We start from the raw sequence: 21,995 nt of genomic DNA on the forward strand, positions 1-21,995 counted from the left end.
TACCCCTCCTCTCAGCGTTTGAACATGCGTTTTAAGCGTTTCCACCAGCCGCCGTCTTTGTGGAATTCCATAAAGGGAATATCCTCACCGAGCATACGGCCTACAATGTTGCGGTATGCCTGACCGGCTTCGCTATCGTTCATGGTCACGCAGGGTTCCCCCTTGTTGGTGCTGGTAACGACCTTGAGGTCATCCGGCACCTGACCAATGCAGTCGAGCGAGAGGATGTCATTAATGGCTTCCATGTCGAGCATATCGCCGTCTTCTACCATCTGCGGACGAATACGGTTGACAATGAGTTTGATATTATCCTTGTCCGCACGGCCCAGTTCACCGATAATCTTATCGGCATCACGTACCGCCGAAATCTCCGGCATGGTGACAACCAGTGCCGTATCCGCAGCGGCAATAGCCGTCTTGAATCCCTGTTCAATACCTGCCGGGCAGTCGATGATGATGTAGTCAAATTCCTTGCGCAAATCATCGCAGAGCTTTACGAGCTGTTCCGGATTTACGGCCATCTTGTCCTTAACCTGGGACGTGGGCAACAGGAACAGATTGTCGTACTTCTTATGGCGCACCAGGGCTTTCTTATAAGCCACGCGGCCTTCCGTTACGTCAATCAGGTCATACATGATGCGGTTTTCCAGACCTAAGAGAAGGTCGAGATTACGCAGGCCCGTATCGGTATCCACCAATACTACCTTTTTGCCCCGCATGGCAAGTCCCATACCCAAGTTAGCCGTTGTCGTAGTCTTACCAACACCGCCTTTGCCAGATGTTACTACATAGATTTCACTCATACTGTCTTATCCTGCCTTTCTATTGGTTCGATTACGATTTGACCGTCTTTTATCGAAGCGCGTTCGGCGCGGTCAGTCTTTTCCATCTCGTCCGGGGAGCGGGCGATGAGGTTTGAGATTCTAATCTGTGTGGGCATCAGATGGTCGGCGATAATAAATGCCGTACTGTCCCCATAGGCTCCGGCATGCACCATTCCCCGGCAGGTGCCGCGGATATCAATGCTGCCACCGGCGATAATCTGGGCGCCGGGATTTACGTTGCCGCAGACCAGCACCGAAGATTTGGTACGGATTTCCTGGCCGCCCCGCAGCGTCCTGTTGATGACCACCATCTCCTGCGGCTTTAATTCCTCAGGCTGGCTGCTAGTCTGTGCTGGCGCGGGTGCAGGCTGGGCCGGAACTTCTTTTGCTTCCGGCGTTTCCTCCGGTTCGGGCTTCTGCGTACGGCAGATAAGACCGTACTCATGGAAGAGCCTCTGCAGCTCATCCCGCTCGCTGCCCATGAACACATCCCGGGGAATCAGCACCAAGGTGCCCCGCAAAAAGAAGGTGGTACCGGATTCCAGTTTCTTTTTCAGGTTCTCCCGCACATCTTCAAAGGATGCCTCTGGGGCAAAGCTCAGCTGTAATCCAAGGGAAGTTCCCTTGATTTTTACAATATCTTCACTCATGGCTGCCCTCGTTTCTCTATAATATAGTCTTGCTTACTTGATTATTGTTTTTTCTGCCCGTCTGCTGGCTGTGCCGGCTGAGGCTTGTTTAGGCCGAACCAGGCCTCTAAGATTTTGCGGCCGATTGGCACTGCGGACTGGGAACCGAAGCCGCCCTGTTCCACGATAACCGCTACCACGATATCGGGATTCGCAAAGGGCCCATAGGCCACAAACCAGCCGTGGTCGCGGCCATGCGGGTTTTCCGCCGTACCGGTCTTACCGGCAATCTCAATGGGAAAGCCCTTGAAAATGCTGGCCGCCGTACCGTATTTGGTAACTTCGTGGAGGCCGGTCTGCACCAGCTGAATGTCTGCGGCCGGCACGTCCAGCGTTCCCAGAAGTTCCGGCTTGAATTCCCGCACCGTCTTGCCATCCGGCCCTACAATGCGATTGACCAGATGGGGCTTGTAACGCTTGCCGTCAGCGGCAATTTCCCCCATGACCATGGCCGCCTGCAACGGCGTTACCAGATTGAAGCCCTGACCGATGGCGGCGTCGAAGGTTTCCGACAGATACCAGTCGCCATCCTCAAAGTTCTTCTCCTTGTAGCGGCGGTTGGCCACGAGGCCATCCGACTCATAGGGCAGGTCAATGCCGGTAATCTTGCCCAGTCCGAACATGCGGGCGTATTTTTCCAATCGGTCAATGCCCAGACGATTGCCCATTTCATAGAAATAGACGTTATCGGAGTGCGCCATGGCCTGCTGGAAGTTGATAAGGCCCAGAGCTTCGCCTTCGGCGTTGCCCTTGGGGATAATCCAGTGATGACCGCTGTCCATGATGAGCTCGGACGGTGTAACCACACCTTCGGTCAGGGCCGCCGTACCTGTGATAATCTTGAACGTAGACCCCGGCGGATATTCACCGGTGATGGCCTTGTTGTCCATGGGATGGTAGGGATTGTTGTTGAGCTTGTTCCAATCCTTCGAGGAAATCCCATGGGCAAAGAGGTTGGGGTCAAAGGCAGGACGGCTCACCATGGCCAGAATCTCACCGGTCTGTGGATTCATGCACACCACAGCCGCCGCATTAGCATGAATGAGCTTTAACTGCTCATCCACAGCCTTTTCGGCTGCCGTCTGGAGATTCTTGTCAATGGTGAGATAGAGGTCATCCCCCGGCGTCGGTGGCTTGTTGCCGATAATCTGCACAGGCTTGCCCGTAACATCTACTTCCACCTGCTGACCACCGTTTTCACCGCGCAGTTCCTTGTCGTAGATTTTTTCCAGACCGAACTTGCCGATGATATCGCCGCTCTTGTAGCCCTCATCCTTTTTCTTTTCGAGCTCCATGTCATTGATTTCGCTGACATAGCCATAGGTATGAGCCGCTTCTTCCTTATTCATGTAGTCGCGGATAGGCTGTACCTCGATGATGACACCGGGGTAATTATTCTTTTGTTCCTCGATAATGGTCACAATATCGGGGGTGACATCCGCCTTAATCCGAATGGGGTCAAAGCCCGTATGGGCCTCGATTTTCTTGTTGATTTCCTCCACCGGCACCTTCAACAGTTCCGACAGACGGCTAATCACCACCGGGTCAATCTTGGTCATCACCGGCATCAGCGAAACCGCAAAGCCCGGACGGTTCTGTACCAAAAGCTCACCGTTGCGGTCAAAAAAGGTTCCGCGGGGAGCCATGGTAGGAATGATGCGGATGCGGTTGCCCTCAGCCAAGCGGGCGTAATAATCACCCTCGTAAATCTGCAGGTAGCCGGCCCGGCCGATAAGCACAGCCACTACGAGCACCGACAGCCAGCCTAGGACATTGAGCCGGCCGCCAAATTCGTCATTTTCGACCAAAAAGTATCTCTCCCATAAAAAAGGCACCCGCAGGTGCCTTAATCAGTTTGTTTCTTTTGTGCTGAGTTTCTTATCCAATTGATAGGTCAAAAAGTGAACCGGATAGGCAAACGCCAGCTGGTAAATCAGCATGGGCAGAAGCATGACCTGCACATTGCTGATTGGATTAAAGCGATACCCTAATAATACCATAAGTAACGCCAAAATAAAATAGTTTAACGCAGTAATGCCTAAAGATGCGAACACCGGCAGGAAAAACTGCTCCTTATAAACACGATTCGCAAAACGGCCGCACAGATTTCCCAGCAGCATATAGGTAAAGGCATGCACGCCGAAAAAAGTTCCTGTGGACAAATCCGTCAAAAGACCTGTGGCAAAGCCCATCAAGGTGCCCTTCTCCATGCCCTTCAAAAAAGCGAAGGATGTGGTCAAAAGCAGCATGAAGTTGGGGCTGATGCCATGGTAGGCAATCAGAGGGAAAAATGAAGTCTGCAGAACATACAGGGCCACTGCAAAGGCGGCCAGTTTGCCGAAATTGTTCATTTCTGCCCCTCCGCCTTCTGATCAGCGATGCGCTCGCCCGTTACGGGGTCCGTTTCCGTTCCTGGCGTCTGCACAGGAGGTTTGATGGGTTCCGGCGGTGCTTCACGCGAAGCCGTAATCACCATCACATCTTCCAGTTTCTGGAAGTCCACGGCCGATTCTAACACGCCGATTTTGAGGAGGCCGCCATCATCATTTTTGAGGCTGCTGACCAGCCCCACGATGATGCCTTTGGGATAGATACCCCCAAAGCCTGAGGTGACGATGACATCCCCTTCCACCACATCGGCATTCTTGGGAATGTTCACCATCTGCGGCATGGTGGGATTGTCCATATCGCCCTGCACGATGCCAGTGACTCTCGACTCCGCCCGCTGCACGATGGTGCCCACAGAAGAACGCGGGTCCAAAATCAGCTGCACCTTGGAGGAATTTGGGCCAGCTTCTACCACTCGGCCTACCAATCCCTGCGGCGTCACCACCGGCATATCATTCTGAATGCCGTTTAGCGTTCCTCTATCAATGACAATCATGCTGGACCATGTCTCGGACTCACGGCCGATGACTCTGGCTGCCACCAAATCAAACTGACGGGCAGAATGCTGATAGCCCATCATGGTCCGCAGTCGTTCATTTTCTGCCAGCGCTTCATTGGCCTGCAGGTTGATGCCCCGCAGCTGCTCCACTTCATTTCGGAGCATCTTGTTCTGCTCATAGAGCGTGGAAACTTCCCAGACAACGCTCGTAACATAGCGAATTTCATTCGCCACCCAATCCGTTGCCTGCTGGAAGGGAGACAGGACCAGCGAAACAGCCTGACTGCTCACCGGCGCCTGAAAACGTCCCCGGGCAGCAAAAAATATGATGCAAAAGAGGCTGACCACGACAAACACCATGGCCCAGCCCTTGCGTCCGTCTTCCTTATCTCTTCTTACACGATTACTCATTTTTTATCAGCTTCTCAGCTTTTTGCCAGTCATAACCACGCGCTTCAAGAGCTCGATGTTTTCCAGGGAACGGCCCGTGCCTTCGCCTACGCAGGAGAGAGCATCCTCAGATACCAGTACCGGCATGCCCGTCTCATGGGACAGAAGCTTGTCGAGGTTGGTTAAGAGGGCGCCGCCACCGGTCATCATGATGCCGTGGTCCATAACGTCAGCTGCCAGTTCAGGCGGAGTCTTTTCCAGCGTGCCCTTAACCGCATCGATAATCTTGTAGATGGGGTCATTGAGTGCTTCACGGATTTCCTTAGCCTGAATCGTGAGCGTCTTGGGCAGACCAGATACGAGGTCGCGGCCACGGATATCCATGGTCTTGTCAGCTTCCGGCGTAACGATAGCCGTACCAACGGTCATCTTGATTTCTTCAGCTGTGCGCTCACCAATCATCAGATTGTACATGCGCTTGATGTACTGCACAATGGCGCTGTCCATTTCGTCACCGCCGACGCGGATGGAGCAGCTCGTAACGATACCGCCCAGAGAGATAACAGCGATTTCCGTCGTGCCGCCGCCGATATCTACAACCATGCTGCCGGTAGCTTCTTCTACAGGCAGACCGGCACCGATAGCTGCTGCCATCGGTTCTTCAATCAGATATGCTTCACGGGCACCAGCCTGCTGCGCAGCATCGATTACGGCACGCTTTTCCACTTCCGTAACACCGGAGGGAACGCCAACTACCACGCGGGGACGTACAAAAGACTTCGTGTTCATGGCCTTGCGGATGAAATACTTGAGCATAGCCTGCGTTACATCAAAGTCTGCGATAACGCCGTCCTTCATGGGGCGGATTGCCACAATATTGCCCGGAGTACGGCCAATCATCTGCTTTGCTTCCTCGCCTACAGCCAGAACCTCCCCCGTATCACTCTTGATTGCTACTACAGAGGGCTCCCGCAGCACAATGCCTCTGCCCTTTACATGCACCAGCGTGTTAGCCGTGCCCAGGTCAATACCCATATCGTGCGAAAAACCGCCAAACAGACTCCACATTTTGTCAAAAAACTCCCTTCGAAAAAACCATCTATCTACGCCGCAAGCTAAGCAGCGCATATATTCTTCAAAAACAAAATAGCTATCTTATTGTATCACAAGATAGCTATTTTGATAACAGGCAAACGATTATTTTTTCAATAAAATTTCGATTAGAAACTTATCCTTGGAGCAGGCCCTTCTCCTTGAGACTGATGAAGCGATCCCTGCCCAGCACCACATGGTCGAGCACGGGAATGTCCATAATCTTCCCCGCCTTCACGAGCCGTTCCGTCACCGCAATATCCTCACGGCTAGGTGTAGGGTCGCCGCTGGGATGATTGTGCAGCAGAATCATGGCGGCTGCCGCATGGTCGATAGCCGCCCGGAACACCTCCCGGGGATGAACCACTGAGGCCGAGAGACTGCCCACCGAAACCTCCGGCATACTGATGACATGATTCTTGGTGTTTAGGAGCAACACCGCAAAGTGCTCCTTCTGCTCGAAGCGGTAATGGGGCATGGCATAACGCGCCACATCCTCCGGCCCCGTAATCATTTGAATCTTGGCCGACTGTTGGACAGCCAGCCGCCGTGCAAGCTCAATGGCCGCCTGCAACGTGGCAGCCTTGACCTTGCCCACGCCGTCAATCTTTGCCAGTTCGGCTACCGAGATATGTACCATCCCCACTAAGCCCTGCTCCTTGATGCGGGCCAGAATTTCCTCGGCAATGCGCAGGACGGATTTTTTCCGTGTGCCGCTGCGCAGCAGGATGGCCAGCAGTTCTGCATTGCTCAGCCCGCTCGGCCCATAGGCCAGCAGTTTCTCCCGCGGACGTTCCTCAGGGGGTAAATCCCTCACCATAATCGCCATACAAATTTACGCCTGCCTTTCGCGCAAGCCGTACAGTCGCATTGAGGGGCAGTCCCACCACATTGCTGTAGGAGCCATGAATGCCTACGATGAATTCCGCCGCCGCCCCCTGAATGGCATAAGCGCCGGCTTTGTCCATGGGTTCACCGCTCTTCACATAGCGCTCGATTTCCGTATCTGCCAGCTGGGCAAACTCCACATCCGTCTTTACGACATCCGTAAAAAGATGCCCATTATACACCCAGGCAATGCCGGTGAGCACCTGATGCGTTCTGCCGGAAAACTCCTTCAGCATGCGGATGGCATCCTCGCGGCTGTCCGGTTTCCCGTAAGTATGCCCGTCCAATGCTACCACCGTATCTGCGCCCAATACAGCATGATTGGGATAAAGCCGGGCCACAGCCTGCGCTTTTGCCGCAGCATTTTTTTCCACCATTTCAGCAGGACTTATTCCATCTCCGCTGAGTTCCTCCGCGGCGCTGATACGAATTTCAAAACGGGCATTTATCTGCTGGAGAAGTTCTTTTCGCCGTGGCGACCCCGAAGCCAGAATAAACATAAACCAAGTCTCCTTTCTCTTAGTAACGACGGAACAGAATCAGGGCGATGACAATGCCCAGAATGCTCATGAGGTTGGGTGCAAAGGCCAGCCCAAGTGTCAGCTGAATCACATAGAGATTAATCGTAAAGGCTGACGTGTCAAATACTGGGAAGGTATTCACCAGATAAGGCATCACGCCGCTTAAGGCTTCCACGCCAGTCAGCAGCTGCCCCAAAATACCGCCTAAAATCGCACCGATTACCACAAAGAGTATGGCCATGCCATAGCCATGTCCGCCAAATTTTGCCACCCAAAACTCCTCCTTCAAAGTACAACCATTCGTGTCTGCTGCAAAAATTCCTGCTAGTAAAGACATTTTTTATAAAATAAGGCCCATAAATTCCACCGGAATTTACAGGCCCAAATCCGGTCAAATCAGATACCGGATATAAACATACACCGTTGACAATACAATCGTCAAGAGCATAATCGGAAAACCAATCTTGAAATAATTGATAAAGGTGATTTTGACGCCCCGCTCAGCAGCCAGACCGGCTACGATGAGGTTAGCCGAAGCACCGACCAGCGTGCCGTTGCCGCCGAGGCAGGCACCCAGTGCCAGACTCCACCAGATGGGTTCCAGATTGCTGACGCCCATAGCGCCCATGTTCTGAATCAGCGGAATCATGGTGGCGACAAAGGGGATATTATCCAGTACCGAGGAAACGATGGCGCTAAGCCAGAGCACGAGCAGCGAAGTAGCCGTCACATCCCCGCCAGTGAGTTCTACTGCCTGGCTGGCCATGCTGCCGATAATGCCCGTTTCGATAAGACCGCCTACTGCGATAAAGAGACCGATAAAGAAGAAAATCGTTGCCCACTCCACAGCCTTCATGGAGCTTTCCACCAGATGGTGGCTGCCGCCCGCCAGCAGCAGGAGCAGGAAGCCGCCCGTCAGCGCAATCATGGAAGATTCCACATGCGTGATGGAATGGGTGAAGAAGCCTAAGATGACCAGCGTCAGCACAAACAGGGACTTCTTGAGCAGACGGCGGTCTTTCAGCGCCTTATGCTCATCCATCTGCATCAAATCCGCCTGCAGTTCCGGCTTGGTATGCAAGCCCTTCTTGTAAATGATTTCCACGAGGAAGATAACGATAATCAGATTAAGAATGGCAATCGGCGCCAGATTTTCGATAAAGGCCATAAAGGTCAATTCCTTTACCGCGCTGCCAATCATGATATTCGGCGGGTCACCGATAAGCGTTGCCGTACCGCCGATATTGGAAGCAATAATCTGCGTGAGCAGGAAGGGATTCGCCTTCAGATGCAGCTTCTGGGTAATGCTGAAGGTTACCGGCACCATCAACAGCACCGTGGTCACATTATCCAGGAACGCGGAGAATACCGCCGTAATCAGCGCCAGATAGATGAGGATGCGCTTCGGTTCAGCCTTGGCCACCTTGGCGGCCTTGATGGCCACATAGTCAAAGAGGCCCGTATGGCTGGTAACGCCCACCAGCACCATCATGCCCACCAAAAGCCCCAACGTATTAAAATCAATATGATGAAGCGCTGTCTCCTGGGATAAAATCCCCAACAGAATCATCGACGTAGCACCCAGCATGGCTGCCACTGTGCGGTGAATCTTCTCCGACACAATTACCATGTACATGAAAACAAAAATAACCCCCGCTAATACTTCCATTATGTTCCTCCCTTAAATTTGTACCTCTTAGTGCACAACAACATTATTTTTACCGCGAATCAGCTTGGCCTCATAGAGAGCACTATCGGCCCGCTTGAACAAGCTGTCCGGCGTATCATCCGTAGCAGCTGTCACCACGCCAATACTGGTGGTGACCACTGCACCATCCGGCAGCAGAGCCTGCTCATTGATGAGTTCTCCAATGCGCTGAGCAATCTCCCTGGCCCGGTCATTCGTGGTTCCCGGCAGGATGACGAAAAATTCATCCCCGCCCCAGCGTCCGGGGAAATCCGTTCCCCGCCGCGTATTCTTATGCAAAATCCTGGCAATGGACTTCAAGGTATCATCCCCAACGGCATGGCCATAAGTGTCATTGATAATCTTGAAATCGTCCACATCCATCATCAGTACCGAAAGCGGCTCCTGATATTCTCTGGTCTGCTGCAGCAGCGTTTTCAGATTGGCTTCCGTTTCCCCGCGATTAAAGAGTCCCGTCAGCCTGTCTATTTGCGCCAGATGGGTAAGCTGGCGGTTGGATTCCTCCAATTCCTTGGTGGTGGTTTCAATGAAATGCACCAGCCGCGCCATCAAGGAGCGATGGCCTTTCAATTTCGGCCGCGACGGCACCACATTGGACTGTCGTCCCATGCAGAACCCCTCGCGCATGGCAATGGTCACCAGTGTCATATTGGACACCATGATTTCACCGCTGCTGTTGCGCATGAACTCCCCATAGGCATAGAAACCTGCCGACGGAGCCAAATGCTTGCAAATCGCCAGTTCCTTCTCCGTATCACTGCCCAACAGCATCCAGCGCGCCACACAGCTCACCACAAAGATTGCCTCCGGCTTGAAGCTCGCCATCTTCTCCTGCAGGGCCATGGCGTTATCAATGATGTCCCCGGGGTCACCGTAGGCCAGCCGCAACTGTTCGCCCACATGCAAATCCGCGCCGAACATCATACTGCCGTCATCGCGGCAACGGCGGGGATGACGCGCCAGAATCGTACCATGACGCTCGAAATAAAAGGGAAAGGTCAGTGCCTCCACCAAAAAGTCATCGGTGTTCCGAATGGCCAGATAGCGCTCGAAAACCTCCAGCGGCGAACGGCCATCCAGTTCCTGCAGACAGTAATCCCCCTCCATCTTCGTCACCGTCATGGTGCGTCCCAAAGGCTTCCAGCCAAAACTGGAACTGCCCTGCACATGGAGCGTTTTCCCGCTGAACACAGCCACAACCACGCCATGATGGAGCTGCGCCGAGTGGGTAAACACCAGACCATTCTTCCCCAGACTGCCATCATCTGCCAGTCCGCCGAAGAAAAAAATCTTCCGCCGGGCTGCGGACAGCTGCTTGAAAAAGGGATTGATATCCAAGTGGAAGCCGGAAGAGATAATCTCTACCGCCGCCGCATCCCTGTCTGCCTGTAAAATGCTCAACAGCTCTCGCCCTGCGCTGCTGCTCTTCTTTGCCCCAAAATCGTAGGCAAAGACGCGCACCGTAGATTCTTCAAAGAGGGTAAAATTAACTGCCACACCTTGATCCAGAAGCTGGCCATTGACAATTTCCCCGCTGGATACGGAGCCAATCACCTGTGCTTCGGGGAACACAGCCTGTATAGCCTTTTGAATTCCCTCCAGCATGGCTTTCTTCGTCGGGTCCATAAACACCGATACCAACACGCCGGAAAGATGCTTTAACTGGCGGCTTGTCTCCCGCACTTCCTCCACACAAGCCTGCAATTCTTTAATTGTATGTATGGCATAGGGTATTTGCTTCATCTGTTCATATACCTTCTTATTGGGTCAGCCGGCAGTCTGGCCGCCGACGGTTTATTCCTGTTCGCTCTTCTTATCCCGCAGGAACAACTTCAAAAGCTCTTCCTGGGGAGATTTTCCTTCGTTGATGATGGCATTGACCGTTGCACAAATTGGTAATTCCAAGTGGTACTCCCGGGCAATATCCATCAATGCCGTCACCGTATACACCCCTTCGGCCAATTTGCCAAAGTTCTTCCCCTTGACAAATTCCTCGCCAAAACGGCGGTTATTGCTGAACGGGGAAAAGAGAGTGGCTTCATAATCCCCTAAATGGGAGAGGCCATACACCGTCATACGGTCGCCCCCCATCTTTTCAATAAGACGGGATAGTTCCTTGGTGCCCCGGGCCATCAATGCCCCTTTGAGGCTGCTGTATCCGAGGCCGTCTAACATACCAGCGGCCAGTCCCATGACATTTTTCGCAGCCGCACCGATTTCCGTTCCCAGCAAATCCTCGCCGTAATAGAAGCGGATTAACGGGCTGGCAAAAGCATTGACGATTTCCCGGGTCAGCTGCATTTCCTTGGCGGCAATGACCATACAGTTGGGAATCTCCCGTACAAAATCCTGCACATGGCCGGGGCCTACCCATACTGCCACCTGCTTGTCCGTGCCCAGTTCTTCCGCCACCACAGTGGTAAGGCGCTTGCCGGTGCTGATTTCCAGCCCCTTCATGCACAGGACAAACTTCTTCGCATCCAGCTGGGGCAGAGCCTTTAACTGGCGGCAGAACTCCCGCAGTTTCTGGGCACTGATGGAGATAATCAAAATATCGGCAAAAGCCACCGCCGCTGCCAAATCATCCGTAAGCTCCACCGTCTCCGGCAAGGTCAGATATTCATTCTGCCGCGTTTCCTGCAGCGCCTGCAGATGCTTAGAACCCTTGCGGCCCCATAGCATCACCTGATGGCCAATACGCTGGGCATACCAGGCGTGAAAAGACCCCCAGCGGCCGCAGCCTAACACTGCAATTTTCATTTATCTGCCTCCCGTTGACTCCCGAAATTTCCTGTCAAATCCTTGACGACCTCGCTGGCGATAATAAGACCTGCCACCGAGGGCACAAAGGACATGCTGCCCGGCGCGGTCCGTCCGGCACTGCCCTTCTTCTCCGCTTCGCCATCTTCCGGCAGCATGATTTGGCGAGGCTCCTCGGTGGAATAAACCACCTTGAGCTTTTTCACGCCCTCTTGCTTTAATTTGCGGCGCATCACGCGGGCCAGCGGGTCAACACTGGTCTTGTAGATATCGGACACCACAAAGCGCGTGGGGTCAAACTTATTGCCCGCTCCCATACTGGCAATCAATGGCAGCTGGCGCTTCTGACATTCCACCGCCAGACTCACCTTGCCTGCCACCGTATCAATGGCATCCACCACATAATCATAGTCACCAATAAAAAAACTGTCGGCATTATCCGGCAGATAAAAATCATTGATTTCATTTACCTTAGCTGCAGGATTGATATCCATAATACGTTCCCGCATAACTGCAGTCTTTGACTTGCCCACGGTAGATGTCAGAGAATGAAGCTGCCGGTTGATATTGGTAAGACTGATTTTATCATTATCCACCAGCACGAGATGCCCCACTCCAGCCCGGGCCAGCCCTTCGGCTACGAAGGAGCCTACGCCGCCTACGCCAAAGACAGCGACAGTGGCAGACGCCAGCCTTGCCAGCCCTTCCCGTCCCAAGAGCAGCTCGGAACGGGAAAATCTATGTACATTACTCAATGCTGTAACCTTTCCTCTCTTATTGCTTGTCCTTATCCGGCAAATCCGTCAGCTTAAAGGCCGGAATCGCAAAAGGCTGTGACGGCTTCTCTTCCTTTTTATCTTTGTTCATGAAGGCCGGCACCTCCATCTGGAAAGTTTCCTTCTGCAAGGTTTCCTTCTTAATGGCACTTTCCGGCACCTTTACAGTCGGAGCCTTCATTACTACACTATCCGCAAAGTCCGTGGCAATGATGGTGGCCTGTACGGCCCCCTTCATGGTATTATCTTCCACTGTACCCAAAATGATATTTACTTCCGGATCCGTATGCTTCACAATATAGCGGGTAGCTTCATCCACATCATAAAGACTCAGCGTGCTGTCTCCGGTGAGATTGAGGATAATGCCGCGCGCACCAGTCAGCCCCTTGTCAATGAGCGGACTTTCTGCGGCAATCTTCACCGCATCCACAGCACTGCGCTCGCTGACACCAATCCCCAGCAGTGCATCACTGCTCTCACTCTGACGGAAGATGGTCGTAACATCCGCAAAGTCCACATTGATGACACCCGTGGTCAGAATGAGTTCTGCCACACAGTTAATGGCCTGCTTCAAAATATTATCTGCACATTCAAAAGCCTTCACCAAAGACATCTTGCGATTCTCCGGCAGCTTGGACAGATTGTCATTTTCCACAGCAATCAGCGCATCCATCTGGGACTGCATCTTGGTAATGCCTTCCTGGGCCACCTTCTTCTTGCGGTTGCCCTCAAAAGCGAAGGGAACCGTCACCACGCCAACGGAGAGAATTCCCATCTCCTTCGCCAGCCGGGCTACAATCGGTGCAGCCCCGGTGCCGGTGCCGCCCCCCATGCCTGCCGTAACGAAAACCAAATCCGCCCCATTCATGGCAGCCTGCAATTTTGCCGCATCATTCTTGGCAGCCTGTTCACCAATCTGAATATTGCCGCCAGTTCCCCGTCCACGGGTCAGGTTCTCACCAATCTGAATGCAGTTCACGCCACCAACCTGTGCCGTAATCTGCAGCTGCTTGGCATCCGTATTCACCGCATAAAGCTCAATATCCAATTCATTGTGCTGGCCCATGCGCATAAGAACACTGTTGCCGCCACCGCCAACGCCAAATACCTTTATCTTAACTTTTGGTTTCACCAATGTTTCATCTGTGGTCATTGAGTATTCCCCTCTCTAAGGCTCATATCTCACTTGTAATTCGTCATAGCCAAGGCAGATTCCTGCCCCCCACTAGTGAAAATTTTACCATAACCCGGCCTTATCTGCAAATAATAAAAGAGCAGGGCCGTAGATGCCCTGCTCCTCTCCTCAACTTTTCTATCCCCAGATCAGCTAAAGAGAAATACTGCCAAACACGCCAATACTAGTTTCACGCTGTCTAGCTTCACTGCTCCACACTCCTTACCGCGCTTCCAGCAAAAATTTTCTGCGTCTAGCACTAGTGCAAACCGTTACCTTGATTATACACTCGCAGCATGGAAATAGCAATATATTTTACGCCACCAAACTTCTGTTTCCCGACAGGATTTCCCCCGTCTGCTGACTGCTGTTTTTCTTCTCATACCAGCGAATTTCCAGCTGCATTTTCTCGGTCTTTGATTTATAATCCTTAAGCCGCTGGCCCTGAATCGTGATATAGGTAGACAGGCAGACTACCAGCATAATCAAAGCCACATTGACCACAACTGCAAAATGAATAACTTGATTTAACATTTTTCTGCCTCCATTACAAGTAAATTCTCATACATGTATCCGCTTCAAAAACTGGCTGTCTACACCATCGCTGGGGCGGATATCGTACCCCAACTTGGCCATCTCCTGCAGCTTCACCAAGGCCAGATTGATGTTGCAGTTCATCTTCCGTGCCAGCGTAACCTCATCACAGCCCTCTTTAAGCTCTGCATAAACGCTGTCCGTATCCATCAGAAGATGGGCAGCAAAGGCATTGGCCTCATACTCCGTACGGCTGTTCAAGCGGAACAACTCAAACTCCTGCAGCTGCCCCTGCCCGGCCAAATCCCGATGCAGCTGGTCATGGCCAATCTCATGGGCCATGACCATATTCTGCCAGATATCATCCAAATTGGAATTGAGGATGATGAACCGATGATGCCACTTGCAAAAGTACATGCCCAGCAGGTTGACAAAATTATCATTATAAAGCACCTTGATATTCAATTCTTTGGCGATGCGCCTCATATCCCGGCTGCCGACCTGCCTGACAATTTCCCGTGCCCGATTATGGCACCACTCTGCGTCCATCTGCTCACCCCTTCGAGTTTCTGCTGCCGTACTTCCTGTTTTCCTTTTTTGCCAGCCAATATGCTTCCTGCAGGGACTGCATCACAGCATCGCGATCTTCCTCCGTAAGTTCCCCACCGGCAAAGAGTCCGGATAATTCACTGACAAGGGCGGTGGCCTGCTTTATGCCCCTGTCACCATATTTCCGGCCGGCTCTGCTGACAAAATCTTCATTCTCCGTATACAGGTAATTCACATCTACCCCAAAAACCTCTGCCAGTTTGGTGTATCGTTCCCTGTCTTTCGGATAGCGGCCATCTAATTCATAGGAAATGTAGGTACGTCGGGTTACGCCAATAGCTTTGGCTACCGCTTCCTGGCTCATTCCCTTCTGATTCCGTAGCTGCCTTAATTTTTCTGCGAACTTCATAACGGCTTCCTCTCAAATTCAGTGAAATCAATTTACACAAAAAGTGTAACACAGAAATTCAATTTACACAAGACCTTTTTGTCATTTTTATACGAAAAAAGCACCCCGCAGGGTGCTCTTGGCTTAACTGGCAACGCCCTATCCTCCCAGTCCGTCTCCAGACAAGTACTTTCGGCGTATGAGTGCTTAACTACTGTGTTCGGTATGGGAACAGGTGGAACCACTCAGCTATCGTCACCAGATATTCTTTTGAGTATATATGCTACACTCAAAACTATACAGAAGAAATATGTATTGAACATTTTATTTTTCGTTGAAAGATAAGCCCTCGATTTATTAGTATTGGTCCGCTGCATGCCTTACGGCACTTCCACTCCCAACCTATCTACCTTGTCTTCTTCAAGGAATCTTACTGGATTACTCCATGAGATACTTCATCTCGGGACAGGCTTCACGCTTAGATGCTTTCAGCGTTTATCCCTTCCGGACGCAGCTACCCAGCTATGCTTCTGGCGAAACAACTGGTACACCGGCGGTCCGTCCACTCCGGTCCTCTCGTACTAGGAGCAGCTTCCCTCATGTATCTTACGCCCGCGATGGATATGGACCGAACTGTCTCACGACGTTCTGAACCCAGCTCACGTACCACTTTAATGGGCGAACAGCCCAACCCTTGGGACCTGCTTCAGCCCCAGGATGTGATGAGCCGACATCGAGGTGCCAAACCTCCCCGTCGATATGGACTCTTGGGAGAGATTAGCCTGTTATCCCCAGGGTAGCTTTTATCCGTTGAGCGATGGCAATTCCACTCTCATTCCACCGGATCACTAAGCCCTACTTTCGTACCTGCTCGTCGTGTATGACTCGCAGTCAAGCTCCCTTCTGCCTTTATACTCTTCGCGCGATTTCTGTCCGCGCTGAGGGAACCTTTGGACGCCTCCGTTACTCTTTCGGAGGCGACCGCCCCAGTCAAACTGTCCGCCTGCCACTGTCCCCGAGTTCGTTACTCTCAGGGTTAGATTCCTAACACGCAAAGGCTGGTATCCCAACATTGACTCCCCATCATCTGGCGACAATGGTTCTCCGTCTCCCAGCTATCCTGTACGTTACATGCCAAAAATCAATGACAGGCTGCAGTAAAGCTCCATGGGGTCTTTCTGTCCAGTCGCGGGTAACCTGCATCTTCACAGGTATTTCAATTTCACCGGGTCCCTCGTTGAGACAGTGCCCAAGTCGTTACACCTTTCGTGCGGGTCGGAACTTACCCGACAAGGAATTTCGCTACCTTAGGACCGTTATAGTTACGGCCGCCGTTTACTGGGGCTTCAATTCCGAGCTTCACCTTGCGGCTAACCCGTCCTCTTAACCTTCCAGCACCGGGCAGGTGTCAGCACCTATACGTCAGATTTCTCTTTAGCAGGCACCTGTGTTTGTGGTAAACAGTCGCTTGGGCTTCTCTTCTGTCGCCGGCTCCAGCTCCAAGAGTTAATCTCTTCACCAGCTCCGGCCATCCTTCTCCCGAAGTTACGGATGCATTTTGCCGAGTTCCTTAACGAGGGTTTTCCCGCGCACCTTAGGATTCTCTCCCCGCCTACCTGTGTCGGTTTTGGTACGGGTACATGTCGTCTCGTTAGAAGCTTTTCTTGGCAGTGTAGTACGTCTGAATTTGACTTGTACCGAAGTACGCGTCTATCTATCGGTTCTCAGCCTTACAGTGTGGGGATTTGCCTCCACACCAGCCTACCGCCTTCGACTGGCATTTCCAATCGCCAGCTCAGACTCCTTGCTGCGTCACTCCATCCTCAAACAACTTCATGCAGTACAGGAATTTTCGCCTGTTGTCCATCGCCTACGCTTGCTGCCTCGGCTTAGGTCCCGACTTACCCTGGGACGACGAGCGTTGCCCAGGATCCCTTAGGCTTTCGGTGGGCCAGATTCTCACTGGCCGTTTCGCTACTCATACCGGCATTCTCACTTCCATACGCTCCAGCTGTCCTTCCGGTCAACCTTCAACGCCCATGGAACGCTCCCCTACCCATGCTTGCGCATGCCGCGACTTCGGTTCTGTACTTGAGCCCCGGATATTTTCGGCGCAGGGCCTCTCGACCAGTGAGCTATTACGCACTCTTTAAATGGTGGCTGCTTCTGAGCCAACATCCTGGTTGTTTAGGAAGTCCTACATCCTTTTCCACTTAGTACAGCATTGGGGACCTTAGTCGGCGGTCTGGGCTGTTTCCCTCTTGAATACGGGTCTTATCACTCGCATTCTGACTCCCAGGTTCTTCTCATAAAGCCATTCGCAGTTTGACTGGAGTTGGTATCCATTACAGACCCGCGTCCGATCAGTGCTCTACCGTCTTTATGTGTCGCCTGAGGCTAGCCCTAAAGCTATTTCGGGGAGAACCAGCTATCTCCACGTTCGATTGGCATTTCACCCCTATGCACAGCTCATCCCAAAGTTTTTCAACACTCACGGGTTCGGTCCTCCACTCATTTTTACCTGAGCTTCAACCTGGCCATGCATAGATCACTGTGGTTTCGGGTCTAATCCATGTAACTTTCGCCCTATTAAGACTCGCTTTCGCTTCGGCTCCGTGTCTTCCACTTAACCTCGCTACATAAATTAACTCGCCGGTTCATTCTTCAATAGGCACGCCGTCGCTCGTATAAAGAGCTTCGACTGCTTGTAGACATACGGTTTCAGGTTCTATTTCACTCCCCTCCCGGGGTTCTTTTCACCTTTCCCTCACGGTACTATGCGCTATCGGTCGTTTCGTAGTATTTTGCCTTGGATGGTGGTCCACCCTGCTTCCCACAAGGTTTCACGTGTCTCGTGGTACTCTGGATACCGGCCCGTTGGAATTTCTTTCGTTTACGGGGGTTTCACCTTCTGCGCCGCTCCTTCCCAGAAGCTTCAACTAGAAATTCTTCCCTTTATGCCGGTCCTCAACCCCGGTCGTCCGAAGACGTCCGGTTTGGGCTCTTCCCTGTTCGCTCGCCGCTACTGAGGGAATCTCTTTTGATTACTTTTCCTCCGGTTACTTAGATGTTTCAGTTCACCGGGTGTGCCTCCTAGAAACTAGGTAGTACGACATGACTCGTACCGGGTTGCCCCATTCGGATATTCATGGCTCACAGCCTACTTGCGGCTCCCCATGACTTTTCGCAGCTTATCGCGTCCTTCATCGGCTCGAAACGCCTAGGCATCCACCATATGCCCTTTGTAGCTTAACTTTCGTTTTGCCATAAAGTATCATATTGTTCTATGATGTCTATGCTTTTGAATCCTAAAATGTTCGTTCAACCTCTGTTTACACTGTCGTGTAGACCTTTGGTTAAAATTGATACATTTTAATTTCTTCTGTGTAGTTTTCAGTGTACATATCTGAGAGATTATTCTCTCAAAACTAGACAATGCAAACGCTATCTCTAGCAAAGCAGATGCTCCGACCTAAGATATTAAATCCTTAGAAAGGAGGTGATCCAGCCGCACCTTCCGATACGGCTACCTTGTTACGACTTCACCCCAGTCATCGCCCCCACCTTAGACGGCTATATCCTTGCGGTTTACCCACCGGCTTCGGGTGTGAATGACTTCCGTGGTGTGACGGGCGGTGTGTACAAGGCCCGGGAACGTATTCACCGCTGTATGCTGACCAGCGATTACTAGCGATTCCGACTTCATGCAGGCGGGTTGCAGCCTGCAATCCGAACTGGGAGATGGTTTATGGGGTTCGCTTGCCCTCGCGGGGTCGCTGCTCTCTGTCCATCCCATTGTAGTACGTGTGTAGCCCAGGACATAAGGGGCATGATGACTTGACGTCATCCCCGCCTTCCTCCGCGTTGTCCGCGGCAGTCTCATTTGAGTTCCCACCTTTACGTGCTGGCAACAAATGATAGGGGTTGCGCTCGTTGCGGGACTTAACCCAACATCTCACGACACGAGCTGACGACAGCCATGCACCACCTGTTTTCGTGTCCCCGAAGGGAGGGATCTATCTCTAGATCTTTCACTCAATGTCAAGCCCTGGTAAGGTTCTTCGCGTTGCGTCGAATTAAACCACATACTCCACCGCTTGTGCGGGCCCCCGTCAATTCCTTTGAGTTTCAGTCTTGCGACCGTACTCCCCAGGCGGAATGCTTATTGCGTTAACTCCGGCACAGAAGGGGTCGATACCTCCTACACCTAGCATTCATCGTTTACGGCGTGGACTACCAGGGTATCTAATCCTGTTCGCTCCCCACGCTTTCGAGCCTCAGCGTCAGTTACAGTCCAGAAAGCCGCCTTCGCCACTGGTGTTCCTCCTAATATCTACGCATTTCACCGCTACACTAGGAATTCCGCTTTCCTCTCCTGCACTCAAGAAAGACAGTTTCAATCCCATCACGGGGTTGAGCCCCGCACTTTTAAGACTGACTTGCCTTCCCGCCTGCGCTCCCTTTACGCCCAATAATTCCGGACAACGCTCGCCACCTACGTATTACCGCGGCTGCTGGCACGTAGTTAGCCGTGGCTTCCTCGACGGGTACCGTCATTGCGAAAAACTATTCGCATTTCGCACGTTCGTCCCCGTCAACAGAGCTTTACGAGCCGAAACCCTTCTTCACTCACGCGGCGTTGCTCCGTCAGGCTTTCGCCCATTGCGGAAGATTCCCCACTGCTGCCTCCCGTAGGAGTCTGGACCGTGTCTCAGTTCCAATGTGGCCGTTCATCCTCTCAGACCGGCTACTGATCGTCGCCTTGGTAGGCCGTTACCCCACCAACTAGCTAATCAGACGCAGACCCATCGCAAAGCGATAGCTTACAAGTAGAGGCCATCTTTAATATCATCTCCATGCGGAAACGATACAACATTCGGTATTAGCAGTCCTTTCGGACTGTTGTCCCCATCTTTGCGGCAGGTTGTCTACGCGTTACTCACCCGTTTGCCACTCGACTCATCTAAGCAAGCTTAAATTCGTCTCGTTCGACTTGCATGTGTTAAGCACGCCGCCAGCGTTCGTCCTGAGCCAGGATCAAACTCTCCATAAAATTTATGAAGAACTTAATCAAGCTCTCAATTATCTATTAAAGAAATTGCCGATTGCTATGTTGTTCATACCAATCGATGTTTTAATAAGAAGTTTTCACTTCTTAAACATCTGGCTTTAATCATGTTGCATGATTATTTGCATTGTTTAGTTTTCAAAGAACAATCTGTGTCGCCGTTTCAAGCGACTTGTTTATCTTATCGCATTCAGTATAGCTTGTCAAGAACTTTTTTGATTCTTTTTTATAAGCTCTTCGGCACTTCACAGTAGCTTGCCAATCAAGGCTTGCAAAGCTGTTTTGTTGCCGTGTCTGTCAGCGACTTGTATTATATTACACGAGTCGCACTCTATTGTCAACACCTTTTTGAAAAAAAGATGAAAAAGTTAATCACGAGATGCTTTCACCCTCAAAAAAAAAGGAAGCGTCACTGACCTTCAACATTTCAGCAACGCTTCCTGCACCATCAAATTTTTACGCTTCCAATGGCTGACCTTCTACATCCCGGTCATCTTTTTTCAGGATGCAGCAGGCGTACAAGGTTGCCACCAAGACAATCCCGGCAATCGTCAGGAACGTGCTCTGATAGCCGATGCTGTCACGCAGGCTGCCCAGCGGTACGGAGAAGATGATACCACCAACAGACGCTGCAATCTGGAAACCAACCATATAGAGGGTCGCCGATACACGCGTATCAAAGTGCAATGTGAAATAGCGGAAGATTGCCAGCACGAAGAGTGCCGTTTCTGGAGCATGCAAAAGTTTGATCAGGCCAATTCCGAGCGGAGTCGAAGCCAAACCGCAGCCGCCGATACGACAGATCATGATAAGGCAGCTCAAGAGCAGTGCACTGCGCACGCCGATTTTCTTCATCAGCACCGGCACCAGACCCATCATCAGGAATTCTAAGAATACCTGCACCGAGTTCAAAATGCCATAAGCCTGCTGTCCCTCTTCCGGGGTAGCAAAGAACCGCGTGAAAAATTCCGGGAACATCTGCTGGTCAAATACGGTATAGAAAGTCCAGCTTAAGATAACAAAAATAATGATTTTCCAAACATCAAAGATGCCAAAGACCTGAATGATTTCCTTAAGCGAGGGAGATTTAACCGCCTTATCGCGTTCCTCGCTATTCTCATAGGCAGTGATATTTGCTTCCTTATTTTCCGGCTTCATGAGCAGCAGCACCGCCAAGAGGACTGCCGATACCGCTGAACCGGTCCAGAATACCAGATAGGGATTAATCGTAAAGAGGAAACCTGCGGCAAGTGCCGACATGGCATAACCAAAAGAACCCCAGGCACGGGCCTGTCCATACTCGAAACTATAACGGCGGCTGAGTCTTTCCGTCACCGCTTCAAACACCGGGCAAGCGGCCAGGTACGCTACAGCCAGATACACAGCACCAACCATGGCACCGACATAGAAGTTGCTTTCCAGCATGGGCACATACACCCAGGTAAAGAACGGTGCCAGCAGTACCTGACAGCCAACCATCGCAATGAGCAGGTGTTTTTTCAACCCGAGCTTATCCTGCAGCGAACCATAGACAAACATCAGTACCAACGCCACAGCCGAACCAAACGTGTAAATCGTGCCGACCTGAGCTCCCGAAAAGCCCTGTTTCGTCGTCAGCCAAATCTGGAAGAAAGACCACCAAATCCCCCAGCCGGCAAAGAATAAGAGAATTTCCAGCGAACCCGTCCGATAAAACGGATTCCGTAAAGCTTTCGTAAAAATGTTTTGCATGATTATCGTCCCCTTC

General features: G+C 51.8%; 18 protein-coding genes and 3 rRNA genes. All 21 read right to left on the reverse strand.

Going from position 1 to position 21,995, the window contains the following annotated elements; translation table 11 throughout:
- Positions 1 to 11: 11 nt before the first annotated feature.
- Positions 12 to 803 carry a septum site-determining protein MinD gene (minD, locus tag P157_RS0100100; RefSeq protein WP_026759219.1) on the reverse strand — a complete coding sequence of 264 codons (792 nt, stop codon included), beginning with the start codon at positions 801 to 803 and terminating at the stop codon, positions 12 to 14.
- Positions 800 to 1,474 carry a septum site-determining protein MinC gene (gene minC, locus P157_RS0100105; RefSeq protein WP_026759220.1) on the reverse strand — a complete coding sequence of 225 codons (675 nt, stop codon included), beginning with the start codon at positions 1,472 to 1,474 and terminating at the stop codon, positions 800 to 802. Before minC ends, minD begins: the two co-directional genes overlap by 4 nt.
- A 41-nt stretch (positions 1,475 to 1,515) precedes the next feature.
- Positions 1,516 to 3,321, reverse strand: coding sequence for a penicillin-binding protein 2 (gene mrdA, locus P157_RS0100110; protein ID WP_026759221.1), 1,806 nt, complete (start codon positions 3,319 to 3,321; stop codon positions 1,516 to 1,518).
- Positions 3,322 to 3,363: 42 nt separating this feature from the next.
- Positions 3,364 to 3,864, reverse strand: a complete 501-nt coding sequence (gene mreD / locus P157_RS0100115) for a rod shape-determining protein MreD (RefSeq protein ID WP_026759222.1) — start codon at positions 3,862 to 3,864, stop codon at positions 3,364 to 3,366.
- On the reverse strand, positions 3,861 to 4,811 hold the full coding sequence (mreC, locus tag P157_RS0100120) for a rod shape-determining protein MreC (RefSeq protein WP_026759223.1): 951 nt from the start codon (positions 4,809 to 4,811) through the stop codon (positions 3,861 to 3,863). Before mreC ends, mreD begins: the two co-directional genes overlap by 4 nt.
- A gap of 6 nt (positions 4,812 to 4,817) precedes the next feature.
- On the reverse strand, positions 4,818 to 5,858 hold the full coding sequence (locus P157_RS0100125; protein ID WP_026759224.1) for a rod shape-determining protein: 1,041 nt from the start codon (positions 5,856 to 5,858) through the stop codon (positions 4,818 to 4,820).
- 160 nt (positions 5,859 to 6,018) lie between these two features.
- Complete coding sequence (gene radC / locus P157_RS0100130) at positions 6,019 to 6,711, reverse strand: RadC family protein (protein WP_026759225.1); 693 nt, start codon at positions 6,709 to 6,711, stop codon at positions 6,019 to 6,021.
- Positions 6,680 to 7,270, reverse strand: coding sequence for a Maf family protein (locus P157_RS0100135; RefSeq protein ID WP_026759226.1), 591 nt, complete (start codon positions 7,268 to 7,270; stop codon positions 6,680 to 6,682). Before P157_RS0100135 ends, radC begins: the two co-directional genes overlap by 32 nt.
- A gap of 19 nt (positions 7,271 to 7,289) precedes the next feature.
- Positions 7,290 to 7,562 (reverse strand): DUF4321 domain-containing protein, encoded by a 273-nt coding sequence (locus P157_RS0100140; RefSeq protein WP_026759227.1) that lies wholly within the window; start codon positions 7,560 to 7,562, stop codon positions 7,290 to 7,292.
- Between the two features lie 120 nt (positions 7,563 to 7,682).
- Entirely contained in the window at positions 7,683 to 8,960 is a 1,278-nt protein-coding gene (locus P157_RS0100145; RefSeq protein ID WP_026759228.1) for an SLC13 family permease, read from the reverse strand.
- A 27-nt stretch (positions 8,961 to 8,987) separates the two neighbouring features.
- Positions 8,988 to 10,742, reverse strand: a complete 1,755-nt coding sequence (locus P157_RS0100150) for a diguanylate cyclase (protein WP_026759229.1) — start codon at positions 10,740 to 10,742, stop codon at positions 8,988 to 8,990.
- A 51-nt stretch (positions 10,743 to 10,793) separates the two neighbouring features.
- Positions 10,794 to 11,759, reverse strand: coding sequence for an NAD(P)H-dependent glycerol-3-phosphate dehydrogenase (locus P157_RS0100155; RefSeq protein WP_026759230.1), 966 nt, complete (start codon positions 11,757 to 11,759; stop codon positions 10,794 to 10,796).
- Positions 11,756 to 12,514: a tRNA threonylcarbamoyladenosine dehydratase gene (locus P157_RS0100160; RefSeq protein ID WP_026759231.1), complete on the reverse strand. Its 759-nt coding sequence runs from the start codon at positions 12,512 to 12,514 to the stop codon at positions 11,756 to 11,758. The genes P157_RS0100155 and P157_RS0100160 overlap by 4 nt, the downstream gene beginning before the upstream one ends.
- A gap of 19 nt (positions 12,515 to 12,533) precedes the next feature.
- Positions 12,534 to 13,688: a cell division protein FtsZ gene (gene ftsZ / locus P157_RS0100165; RefSeq protein ID WP_026759232.1), complete on the reverse strand. Its 1,155-nt coding sequence runs from the start codon at positions 13,686 to 13,688 to the stop codon at positions 12,534 to 12,536.
- Positions 13,689 to 14,024: 336 nt separating this feature from the next.
- Positions 14,025 to 14,243, reverse strand: a complete 219-nt coding sequence (locus P157_RS0100170) for a hypothetical protein (RefSeq protein ID WP_026759233.1) — start codon at positions 14,241 to 14,243, stop codon at positions 14,025 to 14,027.
- A gap of 27 nt (positions 14,244 to 14,270) precedes the next feature.
- Positions 14,271 to 14,792 carry an ImmA/IrrE family metallo-endopeptidase gene (locus P157_RS0100175; RefSeq protein WP_026759234.1) on the reverse strand — a complete coding sequence of 174 codons (522 nt, stop codon included), beginning with the start codon at positions 14,790 to 14,792 and terminating at the stop codon, positions 14,271 to 14,273.
- Positions 14,793 to 14,796: 4 nt separating this feature from the next.
- On the reverse strand, positions 14,797 to 15,201 hold the full coding sequence (locus tag P157_RS0100180) for a helix-turn-helix transcriptional regulator (protein WP_026759235.1): 405 nt from the start codon (positions 15,199 to 15,201) through the stop codon (positions 14,797 to 14,799).
- Between the two features lie 125 nt (positions 15,202 to 15,326).
- Positions 15,327 to 15,443, reverse strand: a 5S ribosomal RNA gene (rrf, locus tag P157_RS0100185).
- Between the two features lie 74 nt (positions 15,444 to 15,517).
- A 23S ribosomal RNA gene (locus P157_RS0100190) occupies positions 15,518 to 18,435 on the reverse strand.
- Between the two features lie 237 nt (positions 18,436 to 18,672).
- Positions 18,673 to 20,233: ribosomal RNA gene (locus P157_RS13425) — 16S ribosomal RNA — on the reverse strand.
- Together the 16S, 23S and 5S rRNA genes form the textbook arrangement of a ribosomal RNA operon.
- A 471-nt stretch (positions 20,234 to 20,704) precedes the next feature.
- A complete protein-coding gene (locus tag P157_RS0100200; protein ID WP_026759236.1) occupies positions 20,705 to 21,979 on the reverse strand; it encodes an oligosaccharide MFS transporter in 1,275 nt (424 codons plus the stop codon).
- Positions 21,980 to 21,995 lie beyond the last annotated feature (16 nt).

The organism is Selenomonas ruminantium AC2024 (genome assembly GCF_000687995.1).
GTDB classification, from domain to species: Bacteria; Bacillota; Negativicutes; order Selenomonadales; family Selenomonadaceae; genus Selenomonas_A; species Selenomonas_A ruminantium_B.